This window comes from Ruegeria sp. CRTD044, from assembly GCF_059613485.1.
Map to the genome: position 1 here is coordinate 92,299 of NZ_JBXWSP010000011.1, position 13,041 is coordinate 105,339.

Consider the following 13,041-nt stretch of genomic DNA (forward strand, 5'->3'; position numbering starts at 1 on the left):
GCCTCCTCAGCCGTTTTCCAGGCTGACCGGCAATTCGAACCCGTGCTCTCTCAACAAGGCGTGTCGCTTGGCGGTTTTGAGGTCTTCCAGAACCATCTCTGCGCACATTTCCTGCACGGTCAGCTCCGGCTCCCATCCCAATTTGGCCTTGGCGTTCGACGGGTCACCCAGCAGCGTCTCCACCTCGGCTGGGCGGAAATACTGCGGGTCGATCCGCATGATCACGTCGCCGGGTTTCAGCGCTGGGGCGTTGTCGCCGTCGATCGCCGTCACCGTTGCGACCTCGTCGACACCGCTGCCCGAAAACTCCAAGGTGAGCCCAAGCTCGGCCGCCGACCATTCGATGAACTGGCGCACGGAATACTGCTTGCCGGTGGCAATAACGAAATCCTCGGGCTTGTCCTGCTGCAGCATCATCCACTGCATCCGCACGTAATCCTTGGCATGGCCCCAATCGCGCAGGCTGTCGATATTTCCCATGTAAAGACACTTCTCCAAGCCCTGGGCGATGTTGGCCAGACCACGCGTGATCTTACGGGTGACAAAGGTTTCGCCGCGGCGCGGGCTTTCGTGATTGAACAGGATTCCGTTGCAGGCATACATCCCGTACGCCTCACGGTAATTGACCGTGATCCAATACGAATACAGCTTGGCCACCGCGTAGGGCGAGCGGGGATAGAACGGGGTCGTTTCGCGCTGCGGAGTTTCCTGGACCAGCCCATAAAGTTCCGAAGTTGACGCCTGATAGAACCGGGTCTTGTTCTCAAGTCCCAGGAACCGGATCGCCTCAAGCAGACGCAGGGTGCCGATGGCATCGACATCCGCGGTGTATTCCGGCGACTCGAAGCTGACGGCCACGTGAGATTGGGCGCCCAGGTTGTAGACTTCGTCGGGCTGAACCTCCTGGATGATGCGGGTCAGGTTCGAGGTATCGCTCAGATCGCCGTAGTGCAGGCGCAGCTTCGGATCAGGCTCGTGGGGGTCCTGATAGATGTGGTCGATCCGCTGGGTGTTGAACGAGGATGCCCGACGCTTGATCCCGTGAACCTCATAGCCCTTTGCCAACAGAAATTCGGCCAGGTAAGACCCGTCCTGTCCGGTAATTCCGGTGATCAGCGCTTTTTTGGTCATCAGTTTGTTCCACCAGTTTCATGGACGCCCATTTGTCGCCCCAAAAACAGCAAGATGTCATGGAATGCAACCCGAGGCCACTGTCAGGCATTGAAACCGGCGGAAGTTTCTCCGAATGTGTGGCCGCCCGAGGTGGCATTGGTAACAAGGGAATTTGAATAATGCGTATTGCGATGATCGGCACCGGATATGTGGGTCTGGTGTCGGGTGTGTGCTTCTCGGATTTCGGCCATGACGTCATTTGCGTCGACAAGGCCGAAGCTAAGATCCAGATGCTGCAGGCCGGAAAGGTTCCGATCTACGAACCGGGGCTGGATGTTCTGATGGCCAAGAACGTGGCCGCCGGCCGGCTGAGCTTTACCACCGATCTGGCGAATGCGGTGAAGGGCGCGGATGCCGTCTTTATCGCTGTAGGGACTCCAACCCGCCGCGGCGACGGCCATGCGGATCTGACCTATGTGATGGCAGCGGCCGAGGAAATCGCCCATGCGATGGATGGCTACACCGTGGTGGTGACCAAATCTACGGTTCCGGTCGGGACCAACCGCAAGGTTCAGGAAGTTGTCGCAGCAGCCAACCCCAAGGCAGACTTTGATGTCGCCTCGAACCCGGAATTCCTGCGCGAAGGCGCCGCGATCGACGATTTCATGCGTCCGGACCGCGTCGTTGTGGGGGTAGAAAACGACCGCGCCGCCGAGGTGATGGCCGAAATCTACCGCCCACTTTACCTGCGCGATTTTCCGATCCTGACGACGGATCTGGAAAGCGCCGAAATGATCAAATACGCGGCAAACGCCTTTCTCGCCACCAAGATCACATTCATCAACGAAATCGCAGGCCTGTGCGAGCGGGTCGGTGGCGACGTCAAGGAAGTCGCGCGCGGCATCGGTCTGGATGGGCGTATTGGAAACAAGTTCCTGCATGCCGGCCCCGGCTACGGCGGATCATGCTTTCCCAAGGACACCGCGGCGCTTGCGCGGATCGGACAGGAACATGCCTTCCCCATGCAAATCACCGAAACCGTCATGCGCGTGAATGACGAGGTCAAAAAACGCATGATCGCAAAGATCCGCGAAGCCTGCGACGACAGTTTCAACGGCAAGACCGTGGCGGTTCTTGGGGTGACGTTCAAACCCAACACCGACGACATGCGCGATGCTCCATCACTGACCATCGTGCCCGCCCTGATCGGCGGCGGCGCCAAAGTTCGCGTGGTCGACCCTCAGGGCCGGTCCGAGGGTGAGGCTCTGCTGCCGGGTGTAGAGTGGGTCGAAGACCCGTATGCCGCAGCCAAGGACGCCGACGCAGTGGTGCTGTTGACCGAATGGAACGAGTTCCGCGCGCTGAACCTGATGCAGATGGCCGCTGAGATGAAATCTCCACGCATGGTCGACCTGCGCAACATCTATTCACGCGACAAGGTCAAGAAATCCGGTTTCGAAACCTATGTCGGGGTTGGGCGCTAAGCGTCCAATCCCCTGGCCTCTCCTGGCTTTTGGGTTTCGAACCCGGATCAATCATAGAGCGGAACGGTGGCCTTGGCCCCAGCTGCCAGCGCCTTGCCCAGATCGCGCCGCACCTGTTCGTACAGGGCAAGCGACTCGTCAGAAAACAGGGTGACGGGCGGATCGACATGGATGAAGTTTCCCTGCCGGTCCTCTCCGCGCGCGACCATCGCGTAGTCGCGGTCCGCCACCAACTGTTTCGCATTCGGGCTGATATAGCGGATGGCCATTCCGATACGCCGATCGTCCGACCGGTTCGGGCCCGAGCCATGAATGGTCAGCCCGTGGTGCAGTGACATCTGTCCGGGCGCCAGTTCGATATGGGTTTTGTCTTCCTCGGCCACTTCGACCGCAATCTCTTGCCCGCGCGACAACAGGTTGGTTTCGGAATAGGTGTCATTGTGCGGAAGTATTGGGTTCTTGTGGCTGCCCCGGACAAAATCCATGCAGCCGCTTTCCACGGTTGCCGGCGACAGGGCCAGCCAGGCCGTAACCTGATCCGGGGTCTCGCCCATCCCCCAATAGGTCAGGTCCTGATGCATGCCAACCGTCTGGACGGTGCGCGGCTCTTTGATGAAAAACTCGGCCGACCAGATCATGATGTCCGGACCCAAGACGCCTTCGACGGCATCCAGTATACGCGGATCCATAGCCAGTCGCGCCGCCAGCGGCATGACGAGGTGTGAATTCACGCGCTTGTAGGTATTCAGCGGTAGAGGCAGATCGGCGGCCATCCAGTCGCGTTCAATCTGTTCGAGTTCCGAGCGCACCTGCGCGGCCTCGTCAGCAGACAGAATATCCAGCGGAAACAGGAAGCCGTCTTCCCAGTATTGCGCTGCTTGCGATGGGGTCAGTTTGTGCCGGGCCAGGTCTTGGATGTCGGGCATGGGTGCACCTTTTCGGATCGGTTCACGCACAGCCTAGCCGAACCGGTCTTGCGTCGAGAACGCAAAGCCTTGCCTGTCAGGATAAGTTCAGCTTAGCCTGGTTGCCATGTCGACCCGCATCCCCTCTCTCAACTGGCTGCGCGTTTTCGAGGCCGCGGCCCGAACCGAGAGCTTTGCCCGTGCTGCCGCCCAGCTGAACATGTCGGCCGCCGCTGTCAGCCAGCAGGTCAAGGCGCTGGAAACTCGTCTGGGGACACCGCTGTTTCATCGACATGCCCATGCCGTCACTTTGACCGAGGCCGGGCGGGCCTATCTGCCGGTCGTGCAGCAATCGCTGGTGATGCTGGAATCGGCCACTACTGGCCTGTTCGGCCAGACCCGGGACCAACGGCTGTATGTCCAATCCGTGTTGTTGTTCGCGCAAGGGGTGCTTGCGGCCGGTCTGACCCAGTTCCAAGAATCCCATCCTCAGATCAACCTGTCCCTGACGACCGGGAACCGGATCACCGACTTCGCCAATCGTTTTACCGACCTGCAGATCGTGTTCGGCAACCCGACGCTGTTCGGGGCCGAGGGTGACATGCTGTTGACCGAGACCCTTTTTCCCGTGGCGCCACCGGACATTGCCGAACAGATCCGCACTCCACTGGATCTGGCCCGGTTTCCGCTGATCGAGGTTTCGACCCACAGGGCCAGCTGGCCGCATGTGTTCGAAGCCCTCAGGCTTCCGGCCGGGCAGGCCCAGTATTTCTTCGCGGACAACTCGGTGATGGCGGCCGAGCTATCCGCGCAAGGGGTCGGGATCGCCCTGGCCCGCGCGCCCGCGTCTGACCGGATCATGCGGATGTCGGGCCTGGTGCCGTGTCTGCCCGAGGTGGCCGTGCCGGGCCGGGATGCCTACCACCTGATCTACCCGTCGCGGGCCACCCTGCGGCCGCCCGCGCGTGCGTTCCGCGAGTGGTTGCTGGACTATAGCGCGGCAGCCCAGACTCGATAACGGCCCTGCCCGGTCACTTCGCGGATCAACCCACGTTCGGTGAACTTGTCGAGATTGCGTTGCACGGCTGCACGCGAGGCCTGCGTTAACTCCTCGGCCAATGGCGCAGAAACCATGGGCCATGCGGTCAGCACATCGATCAAGACCGGCGGCGTCCGCCCGCTGAGATCCGTGGTGGCCTCGCGTGCCCGGGCCTCCCACGCGCTGACGCGATCCAGATGCAGCAGCGCGGCCAAGGCTGCCTGCCCTGCCCCCCGAACCCAAACGTTGAGTTTTTCCTCCGGCGTGCCGATGCCGCGCAGCGCCCCGGGGCCCGACAGTGCCAGCGGCAAGAACAGTGCCCCGCCCCGACCCATCGTGGCCGCATGCCGCGCAGCGATCACCGCTGCTTCGGTATCCTGTCCATTTCCTTGCGACAGCGCGCGCCACGCGTGAAAGGCAATGGCCGACTGCGTGACAGGGTGCAGGGCTTGTGCGCTGTCCATCACTTCGGCCAAGTCCGCGACCGCTTCTGGAACTTCGTCTATCCCCTGAGCCATCCGGTCCAGAAAGGCGGCCAGTCCCGATTGCCAGCCGCCGTCCGACGGCCCTGCGCCCGAAGTCAGTCGCCGAACCGCCCAACCCGCCCGAAACAATGCTTGCACATCGTCCCCGGTGGCTCCGATGCGCAATCCGGTCCACAGGGCAAGCCGATCAACACTGATCCGGTCACCGGTCCACCACCCCAGGTCGGATACGTCCATCAGGGCCAGCCGGTGGGTCCACCCCTTTGGACCACTGCGCAGCCGCTCGTCCAGCGCCCCGAAGGTCAAGGCCAGATCCGCCAATCCCTGCGCCACTTCAGCTTGGGCGGCGCGCCAGTCCCGTGGGTCGAACAAAGCGCCCCGATCGGCACGCGGACCCGGCGGCAACATGTCCTCGGGCGCCACTACATCTTCAGGCGGCAGAAACCAAAGGTCTTCGTCGTCCGGCGGGTCGACGTCATAGATACTGCGCGGACCGTCCATGACATCGTCCTCGTCGGGGTCCGGGTTCGTGGCCTTGGTCGTCATGCCAGCATTGTTCGGCCAATCGCACCGGTTCACAAGAGGTTTCGCGCAAGGCGGCTCAGCCGGCGAATGTCTGAGCCAGATAATCCAGTTGCACGGTCAAATCGCTGTCCGGCCTGTTCCCCAACAGCATGTATCCGTATCCGTCCCTCGCCCACCGGGCCGTTGCAAGCCCGCTCAGGACTTCCTGCTTCAACGCTGCATTCGGCGCGCCATCGCCCTGACGGATCACGCACAGCGCAAAGGGATTGCCATCAGCGTCGGCAAAAACGATCTGAACCAATGGTTTGCCCTTGAAGGACAAAACCTGCGCGGCCTTCAGTTCCAGCCCAGGCAAACCTTCAAGCGAATCCCGGTTCAGCGGGCGGCCCAGTTTCTCTTCGGCCAATGAGATCTGGGCGTCGACGACCGCCGGCGGGTATTCGAGCGTTGCAATCGAATCCGGCGTGTAAAGCGATTGATACAAGGCCGCATGTTCTGCCCATCCCATCGGTTGTGGGCGGGTCAGCCAAAATGTCAGAGATACGGCCAACACGGCCGCGGCAGCCGCGACGCCCAACAGGCGCCAGGGCCCCGCCGAAGCCGGAATCCTAGGCGGCAGTTCAACTTGTGGCGCGGCGGCGGGAATGTCACGGAACACCTCGCGAACTACCGGCGCAATCGGATCCAGATCCATCAGGCGCTGTTCCAGTTCCGGATCATCCTCAACAGCGGCCTCTATGGCATCGCTCTCCTCAGACCCCAATGAGCCTTGCAGATAGGCCTTTAGCGTATCGTCGGAAAAGGTCATGAGTCCCTCCGTCGGTCGGACGCACTGGCATCCTGCGGCATCGCAGCTTGCAGTTTCTTGCGGGCATTGGAAAGCCGGCTCATGATCGTACCAATCGGAACCTCCAGCAACGCGGCGGCCTCGCGATAGCTGTAGCCCTCGACAAAGACCAGCATGACTGTTTCGCGTTGTGCCTCGGGCAGTTGCATCACCTGTGTAAACACTTCCCGCGCAAAAATATTCATTTCGGCGTCGGTACCCGGCGCGATCAATTCGGCGTCCGGCGTTGTGGCCAACCCCTGGGACTTGCGCACGGTCCGCGCCCGCAGTTCGTTCAACCAGATCGACCGGCAGATCGTCATCAACCACGAATCCAACCGATCAGTATGCGTCACCTGATGGCTTCGCTCCAACGCGCGCAGGCAAGTTGCCTGGGTCAGGTCGTCGGCAACATCCTGCGCCCCCGACAGAGCGAGCGCAAACCGCCAGACGCGTCTGGAATACGCCCCAATCGCCTGACGCACGGCCTGTTCCGAACTGTTGAGGTCATCACTGGGCACTTGGTCGATCCATGTTAAGGCACGCATCCCACGACGCCAGAACTGGCACAGACAGAGAAGAATTTAAAACGCTTTCTTTACGGTCGCTTGGCCTCAGCGTCCGACCGCCTCCTCGGACGCGCGCTTGGCAGCCACCAGCGCCAGCAGTTGGTCCTTGGTTCGTCCGATATGCGCGGACAGAAGCGCGCAGGCGTGCTCGACCTGCCCATCCCGGGCGAGGCGCAGCAATTCGCGATGCTCTTTGCGGGCCGGTTCGCGTTGTTGCATCACACTGAGATGCATTCGGATGTACCGGTCCGACTGCAGGCTCACGCGGTGCAGCAGCTCGTTGGTCAGGCTTCGGTTCGCGGCCGCGTAGAGGGCCGAGTGGTACTGATAGTTCAGCGCGCCCCACCGGCTGACGTCATTGGCGTCGTACGAGGCCTCCATCTGCTCCAACAGGTGTTCGCAGCGCGCGAAGTCAGATTGGATCATCTGCGGAATTGCCCGGCGAAAGAGGTCGGTCTCCAACAGCGACCGCAGGTCGAAGATCTCGCCGATTTCGGACAGGGAATGGCGCGTGACCCGTGCCCCGCGATTGTTCGTCAGCTGCACCAGACCTTCGGCATCAAGCTGTTTCAGCGCCTCGCGCACCGGCATGCGCGACACGTCATAGTCTTCGGCCAATGCCTCCTGACGGATGGTTTCGCCTTCCGCAAGGTCACCGCTGAGAATGCGTTCACGCAAGTCGGACGCGATTGCATCGGGAAGGCTTTGACGGGTGATTGCACGTTTTGCTGCCAAGGGTCTGTCCGCATTTGCATTTTGGATACAAATATCCGCCCCGTGCCGCTTTTCCAACCGCCTATTGGGTTGAACAGGGCTAGGGTTCCCCGCTACCCATTTGGCAACTGAGATCAAACCGAGGGACGGACCATGAGCGAAACGGTACGGCTGACGCCCGAAGAAATGACCGACCTGAGCCTGAAGGTTCTGTCCCATGTGGGTTATGGCCCTGACCACGCTCAGGCGATCGCGGAACTTTTGACCACCTGCCAAATGGACGATTGCCAGTCGCACGGGCTGTTTCGCCTGTTCATGTGCGCCCAGACCATGCAGGCCGGCAAGATCGACGGCCATGCGCAGCCCCAGGTCGCCCCCTCGGACAATGCCATCGTCCGTGTCGACGCGCAGGGCGGCATGTCGTTGCTGGCGTTCCAGAAAGGCCTGCCGCATCTGGTCGAGAAGACCCGCACCCACGGGATCGCGGCCATGGCGATCAACCGCTGTTTTCATTTCTCGGCGCTGTGGCCCGAGGTCGAGGCCCTGTCGGCCGAGGGGCTTGCGGCCATGGCGATGGTACCCAGCCATTCCTGGGTGGCCCCTGCGGGGGGCACACGCGGCAGCCTGGGCACCAACCCGCTGGCCTTCAGCTGGCCCCGCATGGGCCAGGACCCGTTCACCTTCGATTTCGCCACCAGCGCCTTCGCCCGCGGCGAGATCGAGCTGTACAAGCGCGCGGGCAAACCCCTGCCCAAAGGCGTGGCGATCGACAGGGACGGCAACCCCACGACCGACCCGCAAGCGGCGCTGGACGGCGCGATGCTGACCTTCGGCGGCTACAAGGGCTCGGCCCTGTCGATCATGATCGAGCTTCTGGCCGGCCCGCTGATCGACGACCTGACCAGCCTCGAGAGCATGGAGTTCGCCCAAGGAACAGGCGGCGCGCCATACCACGGCGACATCATCATCGCCTTCGACCCCGACCAGTTCAGCGGCGGGCGGCGGCAGGCCAACGATGCGCGGGCCGAGCGCCTGTTCGCCGATATCCTCGATCAGGGCGCGCGCCTGCCGTCGCAGCGCCGCTTTGCCGCCCGGGCGCGTAACACCGCCCGGGGATATGCCGAGATTCCGACGCAACTGCACCGCGACCTGCTGGCCCTTCTGGACTAGGCGCCCCAGGTGTCGCGCAGGCGGTAACCTTGGGGCCAGGGATCGTCCGGGTCCAGCATGTGCTGGTGGATGCCGGTGATCCATCCGCGACCCGAGATCTCGGGCAGGATGGCGGCGCGGTCGCCGACCTGGGTCGTGCCGAGTATACGGCCGGTAAACCGCGAACCGATGATCGAGACGGCCTCAAAGCTCTGGCCCGGGCGCATCTGCCCCCGCGCGGCCATCAGCGCCATGCGGGCCGAAACGGCGGTGCCGGTGGGCGAGCGGTCGACCTTGCCGGGCTGGATCGCCACCGCGGATCGGCCGGTCAGGCCGGTTTCGGTTTCGGCCAACGGTCCGCAGAAGGCGCAGAACGAGATGTGGTCCCAATCCGGGTTTTCGGGATGCGCAAAGCCCAGCTGCGCATTGGCGGCATCGGTGATCGCCACCCCCAGGCGGGCGATGTCGGCGGCCTCGTCCTCGGTGATGCGCAGCCCCAGCGCCGCCGCGTCGACCACCACGAAACTGTCCCCGCCATAGGCGGTGTCCACCGTCAGGGTCCCCAGCCCCTCGACCTCGAGCGGCGCGGCGAGGCGGTCGGCAAAGCTGGGCAGGTTCTGGACGAAGATCCGTTCGGCCTTACCGTTGCGGCATTCGGCCCGCACCTGCACCAGCCCGCCCGGCGCCTCGAGCGTCAGGTGGGTCTCCGGCTCGGTCATCGGCAGGATGCCCCCGTCCAGCAGCACCGTCGCCACGCAGATCGAGTTCGAGCCGGACATGGGCGGGGTGTCCTCGGGCTCCATGATGATGAAGGCGGCGTCGGCATCGGGGTGTTTGGGCGGCACCAGCAGGTTGACATGGCGGAACACGCCGCCGCGCGGCTCGTTCAACACGAAGTTGCGCAGGGTCTGGTCGCGGGCGATGAAGCTGCGTTGCGCCCAGATCGTGTCGCCGGGCGGCGGGGCGACGCCGCCGACGATCACGTCGCCCACCTCGCCCTCGGCATGGGCCGAGATCACGTGGATGGTCTTGCTGCTGCGCATCTCCCGCTCAGAACCGGGTGGCGGCGAAGGGATCGACCGGGATGGCAGGATCGGTGCCGTCGACAAGCGCGCCCACCAGCTCGGCGGTACCGGCCGACTGGGTCAGGCCCAGATGGCCGTGCCCGAAAGCATAGACCAGGTTCGGCGATTTCGAAGACCGCCCGATCACCGGAATGCTGTCGGGCAGCGAGGGACGGAACCCCATCCACTGCGTCCCGCCTTCGGTCTTCAACCCCGGCAGGAACTGGCGCGCCTTGTTCAGCAAGGTATCGGCGCGCTTGTAATTGGGCGGCAGGTCAAGCCCGCCCAGTTCAACCGCGCCGCCAATGCGTACACCGCCGTTGATCTTTGTGGCCACGAAGGCATGCCGCGAGAACGCCAGGTGCAGCCGCAGGTCGAACGCGCCCGGCGGCAGGGTCGTGTTGTAGCCGCGCTCGGTCTCCAGCGGAATCCAGTCGCCCACCGTGCGGGTCAGGTGGTGCGACCATGCCCCAGCGGCCACCACGACCTTGCTGGCATCCGCCGCACCCTGATCGAAGCGCACCCAGACGCCCGTGTCCGACAGCTCCAGCGCGCGCACGGGGCGCGTCTCGATCACCCCGCCACGGTCGCGGAACACCTGCGCTAGATGCTCGACCCAGCGTTTGGGATCGACGGTATTCCACCAGTGCGGCGTGAACCCGGCATGGGTAAAACGCGGGCTGAGCCCGGGCTGAATCTCGGCGATCGCTTCGGGGCTTTCCAGCAGATCGAAGGCGATGCCATGCTGGCGACGCAACTCCCACGTGGGCAAGGCGGCGCGGAACTCGGCCGCGCTTTCGTACAATTGCAACTGCCCGTCGCGCTGCATCATCGCCTCGCCACCCGTATCGGCGATCTGCCGTTCGGTCGCGGCCTGGCACAGGCGCATCAGGCTGGCCTGCGCGGCGACCAACGCCTGGTAACGGCTGGGGCGGCTGGCCCGCCAGAACCGCCACATCCACGGCGCGATCTGCAGGGCATAAGCGGGCGGGATCGACAGCGGCCCCAACGGATCGAGCAGCCATTTCGGGGCCTTCTTCATGATCCCTGGGGTGGCCAGAGGTTCGACCTCGGGGAAGGCGAACGCCCCGGCATTCCCCGCCGAACTGCCCGCGGCCACGCCTTCGCGGTCCAGTACCTGAACCGTGTAACCCCGACGCTGCAATTCCAGCGCCGCGCTGATACCGACGACGCCGGCACCTATGACGATGACATCTTTCTTCATGTGATCTCTATACCCGAACGGAAAGGATCGGCGGGATCAAAAATCAGGCGGCTTTCGGCCATCACGAAAGCCTGACCGGTGATCGAGGGGATCACCCCGCCGTTCGGACCCGGCTGATAGGACAGCCGATAGGGGCTGCCGATGACGCTGGCCTGTACGATTTCTTCACCCGGCGCCAAGCGCCCGTCAGCCGCCAGACAGGCCAACCGCGCCGAACTGCCTGTGCCGCAGGGCGAGCGGTCATAGGCGTCATCGGGGCACAGCACGAAGTTGCGGCTGTGCACGTCGGGGTCTGGCGATGCGTCCTGAAAAATCACATGGTCGATCGGCTCTCCGGCTTCGCCGCCCACGCTCTGCGCGACCGAGGTCTGCCGAATGGCGACGCCCAGATCGGTCAGTTGCCGGATGTTCGCGGGCTCGACCGGCACCGGGCTGGGATCGACGATGAAGAACCAGTTGCCGCCATAGGCCACATCACCTGTAACCGGCTCGAAATCCGGAACCTCGATCGTAACGGCTTGATGCACCCGCCGGCTTTCTATGTTGGTCACCGTCACTGTGTTGGGATCGTGCAGCTCCACCGTGACCACACCCGCGGGCGTTTCGATCCGGTGCGAACCAACACCGATCCGCCCCAGATAGGCCAGCGTCACGGTCAACCCGATCGTGCCATGCCCGCACATGCCAAGCACCGCATCCACGTCGAAATAGATCACCCCGGTCACGCAGGACGGATCGACCGGAGGCACCAGCAGCGCCCCCACCATCGCTGGCTGACCGCGCGGCTCCAGCATGACCGAGCGCCAGAACGGGCGGTGCTGGGTCGCCAAAAGCCCTGCGCGCTCGGACAGAGGACCGCTGCCCAGATCGGGCGCGCCGTCCAGAATCACGCGCGTGGGCTCTCCGCCGGTATGGCTGTCGATCACATGCACGTGGCAATCACCCCGCCTTGCCTTGACCAGTCTGCAAACCAGGCGCGGAACAAGCCGTACTGCTGTTCGCAATAGTGGCGCTGCGCATCCGTCAGCGCGTCGGTTTCATTGAAGTTCAAGCGGTACTCTTCCTCGCCGTTCAGCACCAGAAGGTGCTTGTAGTACAGAACCAGATCGGGGCCTTCATCGAAACTGGACAGCACGTGGATGGCCTCTGTCAACTCCTGCGCGCGCTGGCGAGCCTCGGCGCTGCCAGAAGCCGCTTTTTTCGACAAAGCGGTAAGCAGCAGAACCTCTTTGGGCAGTACGTTGCCGATGCCGGTGATTGCGCCGGTTGCGTCGCAATTGACGATGCCATGATAGACCGCCGTATCGACCCCCACCATCAGCGTCACCTGATCATCGCGGCTGGTAATGTTCTCAGCCGCGTATCGCAGATCGTCCTTGCCACCGAATTCCTTGAAGCCCACCAGATTGGAGTGCTCGACCCGCAGCGCAAAGAAAAGGTCGGCGCGGGTGGCAAACCCGTAATGCGGACTGTTGTAGATGACCGCCGAAATATCCGGTGCCGCCGCCAGGATGGCCTTGAAATGGTTGCGCTGCGCCATGACCGAACTGCCGCGCGACAGGACCCGCGGGATAACCATCAACCCCGCAGCACCCACCTTTTGCGCATGCGCTGCGTGCGCCACGGCGGATTGCGTGTTGACCGCCCCGGTGCCCACCACCACGGGCAGGCCCGCGCCGACCAACCGCTCGACCCCTTCCATCCGCTGTTCGTCGGTCAGCAGTGGCCAGTCGCCCATCGACCCGCAGTAGACGACCGCGGACATGCCCGCCTCGATCATCTGCTGGCCCTTTCGCACCAAGGCGTCAAAGTCGGGCTGACGGTCGGGCGTACAAGGGGTCATGAGCGCCGGCATGGTGCCGGCAAAGACGTCGGGTGACATGTGGCCGATCCTTTCCAAGTTGCCCGCGTCCATCGCCGGGCGGTCAGATTTACTGTCTCAG

The 13,041-nt window shown here is 63.4% G+C and carries 13 protein-coding genes; 3 read left to right on the forward strand and 10 right to left on the reverse strand.

Annotated elements, in window-relative coordinates:
- Positions 1-6: 6 nt before the first annotated feature.
- Positions 7-1,131 carry a GDP-mannose 4,6-dehydratase gene (gmd, locus tag AC2FNL_RS10460; protein WP_496833506.1) on the reverse strand — a complete coding sequence of 375 codons (1,125 nt, stop codon included), beginning with the start codon at positions 1,129-1,131 and terminating at the stop codon, positions 7-9.
- Positions 1,132-1,292: 161 nt separating this feature from the next.
- Here gmd and AC2FNL_RS10465 point away from each other — a divergent pair, with 161 nt between their 5' ends.
- Complete coding sequence (locus AC2FNL_RS10465) at positions 1,293-2,597, forward strand: UDP-glucose dehydrogenase family protein (protein ID WP_093963136.1); 1,305 nt, start codon at positions 1,293-1,295, stop codon at positions 2,595-2,597.
- Between the two features lie 47 nt (positions 2,598-2,644).
- Here AC2FNL_RS10465 and AC2FNL_RS10470 read toward each other — a convergent pair whose 3' ends face one another.
- A complete protein-coding gene (locus AC2FNL_RS10470; RefSeq protein ID WP_170359325.1) occupies positions 2,645-3,523 on the reverse strand; it encodes a phytanoyl-CoA dioxygenase family protein in 879 nt (292 codons plus the stop codon).
- Between the two features lie 106 nt (positions 3,524-3,629).
- On the opposite strand from AC2FNL_RS10470, the gene AC2FNL_RS10475 reads away from it, so the two are divergent.
- Positions 3,630-4,520 carry a LysR substrate-binding domain-containing protein gene (locus AC2FNL_RS10475; protein WP_170341871.1) on the forward strand — a complete coding sequence of 297 codons (891 nt, stop codon included), beginning with the start codon at positions 3,630-3,632 and terminating at the stop codon, positions 4,518-4,520.
- Here AC2FNL_RS10475 and AC2FNL_RS10480 read toward each other — a convergent pair.
- The 4 genes from AC2FNL_RS10480 to AC2FNL_RS10495 form a co-directional block, all read right to left on the reverse strand.
- A complete protein-coding gene (locus tag AC2FNL_RS10480; RefSeq protein WP_496833507.1) occupies positions 4,493-5,572 on the reverse strand; it encodes a helix-turn-helix domain-containing protein in 1,080 nt (359 codons plus the stop codon). The genes AC2FNL_RS10475 and AC2FNL_RS10480 overlap by 28 nt on opposite strands.
- Positions 5,573-5,627: 55 nt before the next feature.
- A complete protein-coding gene (locus tag AC2FNL_RS10485; RefSeq protein ID WP_496833508.1) occupies positions 5,628-6,359 on the reverse strand; it encodes a hypothetical protein in 732 nt (243 codons plus the stop codon).
- Positions 6,356-6,898 (reverse strand): RNA polymerase sigma factor, encoded by a 543-nt coding sequence (locus AC2FNL_RS10490; RefSeq protein WP_496833510.1) that lies wholly within the window; start codon positions 6,896-6,898, stop codon positions 6,356-6,358. The genes AC2FNL_RS10485 and AC2FNL_RS10490 overlap by 4 nt, the downstream gene beginning before the upstream one ends.
- A gap of 93 nt (positions 6,899-6,991) precedes the next feature.
- Entirely contained in the window at positions 6,992-7,681 is a 690-nt protein-coding gene (locus AC2FNL_RS10495; protein ID WP_496833511.1) for a GntR family transcriptional regulator, read from the reverse strand.
- 132 nt (positions 7,682-7,813) lie between these two features.
- On the opposite strand from AC2FNL_RS10495, the gene AC2FNL_RS10500 reads away from it, so the two are divergent.
- Positions 7,814-8,830, forward strand: a complete 1,017-nt coding sequence (locus AC2FNL_RS10500; protein ID WP_496833512.1) for an Ldh family oxidoreductase — start codon at positions 7,814-7,816, stop codon at positions 8,828-8,830.
- Here AC2FNL_RS10500 and AC2FNL_RS10505 read toward each other — a convergent pair.
- Genes AC2FNL_RS10505 through AC2FNL_RS10520 form a run of 4 tightly spaced genes read right to left on the reverse strand, consistent with a single transcriptional unit; the run spans position 8,827 to position 12,980 of the window.
- Positions 8,827-9,852, reverse strand: coding sequence for a trans-3-hydroxy-L-proline dehydratase (locus AC2FNL_RS10505; RefSeq protein WP_496833513.1), 1,026 nt, complete (start codon positions 9,850-9,852; stop codon positions 8,827-8,829). The genes AC2FNL_RS10500 and AC2FNL_RS10505 overlap by 4 nt on opposite strands.
- A 7-nt stretch (positions 9,853-9,859) precedes the next feature.
- Entirely contained in the window at positions 9,860-11,098 is a 1,239-nt protein-coding gene (locus AC2FNL_RS10510) for an NAD(P)/FAD-dependent oxidoreductase (RefSeq protein ID WP_496833514.1), read from the reverse strand.
- Positions 11,095-12,030 carry a 4-hydroxyproline epimerase gene (locus tag AC2FNL_RS10515; protein WP_496833516.1) on the reverse strand — a complete coding sequence of 312 codons (936 nt, stop codon included), beginning with the start codon at positions 12,028-12,030 and terminating at the stop codon, positions 11,095-11,097. Before AC2FNL_RS10515 ends, AC2FNL_RS10510 begins: the two co-directional genes overlap by 4 nt.
- Complete coding sequence (locus AC2FNL_RS10520; protein WP_496833517.1) at positions 12,021-12,980, reverse strand: dihydrodipicolinate synthase family protein; 960 nt, start codon at positions 12,978-12,980, stop codon at positions 12,021-12,023. The genes AC2FNL_RS10515 and AC2FNL_RS10520 overlap by 10 nt, the downstream gene beginning before the upstream one ends.
- Between the last annotated feature and the right edge of the window lie 61 nt (positions 12,981-13,041).

What these genes read in the sequence shown, in the direction of transcription:
- gmd (WP_496833506.1), bottom strand. Translation starts at nt 1,131, where the DNA reads ATGACCAAAAAAGCGCTGATCACCGGAATTACCGGACAGGACGGGTCT.
- AC2FNL_RS10465 (WP_093963136.1), top strand. Translation starts at nt 1,293, where the DNA reads ATGCGTATTGCGATGATCGGCACCGGATATGTGGGTCTGGTGTCGGGT.
- AC2FNL_RS10470 (WP_170359325.1), bottom strand. Translation starts at nt 3,523, where the DNA reads ATGCCCGACATCCAAGACCTGGCCCGGCACAAACTGACCCCATCGCAA.
- AC2FNL_RS10475 (WP_170341871.1), top strand. Translation starts at nt 3,630, where the DNA reads ATGTCGACCCGCATCCCCTCTCTCAACTGGCTGCGCGTTTTCGAGGCC.
- AC2FNL_RS10480 (WP_496833507.1), bottom strand. Translation starts at nt 5,572, where the DNA reads ATGACGACCAAGGCCACGAACCCGGACCCCGACGAGGACGATGTCATG.
- AC2FNL_RS10485 (WP_496833508.1), bottom strand. Translation starts at nt 6,359, where the DNA reads ATGACCTTTTCCGACGATACGCTAAAGGCCTATCTGCAAGGCTCATTG.
- AC2FNL_RS10500 (WP_496833512.1), top strand. Translation starts at nt 7,814, where the DNA reads ATGAGCGAAACGGTACGGCTGACGCCCGAAGAAATGACCGACCTGAGC.
- AC2FNL_RS10505 (WP_496833513.1), bottom strand. Translation starts at nt 9,852, where the DNA reads ATGCGCAGCAGCAAGACCATCCACGTGATCTCGGCCCATGCCGAGGGC.
- AC2FNL_RS10510 (WP_496833514.1), bottom strand. Translation starts at nt 11,098, where the DNA reads ATGAAGAAAGATGTCATCGTCATAGGTGCCGGCGTCGTCGGTATCAGC.
- AC2FNL_RS10520 (WP_496833517.1), bottom strand. Translation starts at nt 12,980, where the DNA reads ATGTCACCCGACGTCTTTGCCGGCACCATGCCGGCGCTCATGACCCCT.